This is a genomic window from Acinetobacter sp. RF14B (genome assembly GCF_006864105.1).
In the GTDB taxonomy this organism is placed as follows: domain Bacteria; phylum Pseudomonadota; class Gammaproteobacteria; order Pseudomonadales; family Moraxellaceae; genus Acinetobacter; species Acinetobacter lwoffii_C.
Genome location: NZ_SMTB01000255.1, coordinates 1 through 490 on the forward strand (window position 1 = coordinate 1; position 490 = coordinate 490).

Genomic DNA, 490 nt, shown 5'->3' on the forward strand with positions numbered 1-490 from the left:
ATTTTCTCTTCCTTTGATTTCTGAAACGTAAGTTGTGGAAGAGCACACCACCTCTGCTTTTATCCTGCTGTATAAACCTGTATATGGAATGCAGACTGACTGAAACATGAGAAGCAATCTGTTCGGGACTCCATTGGAGATCAAGATAAGCAATGACCTGTACCCAAGTATCATAAGGGATTCTTTTGGGATTAGGACAATGCCGTTTGCGAGCTAATTTATTGGCATGTTGAGCGAAATAACCATTCCTTGCCCGATTGCGTGCTATTTCTCTGGAAATAGTTGAAGTTGAGCGATTTAGCCTCCAGGCAATATAACGCTTAGAAAAACCTTCACGTAACAATGTGGAAATCTGATATCTTTCTTCTTGAGTAAGATGAGTATAGTTCATGATGCAACTTTGACTTTGGTCGGTCGGAAGCAAAATGCTAGCTCATCTTGCTCCCTTTCAATAATTTAATCTCTGTTGCACTTCATTTGAGAATCCAAG

General features: G+C 40.0%; 1 protein-coding gene. It reads right to left on the reverse strand.

Annotated features, from left to right (window positions below):
- Positions 1 to 391 (reverse strand): helix-turn-helix domain-containing protein (locus E2K52_RS14825; protein WP_151205729.1); only part of this gene is annotated, 391 nt, incomplete at its 3' end.
- Positions 392 to 490 lie beyond the last annotated feature (99 nt).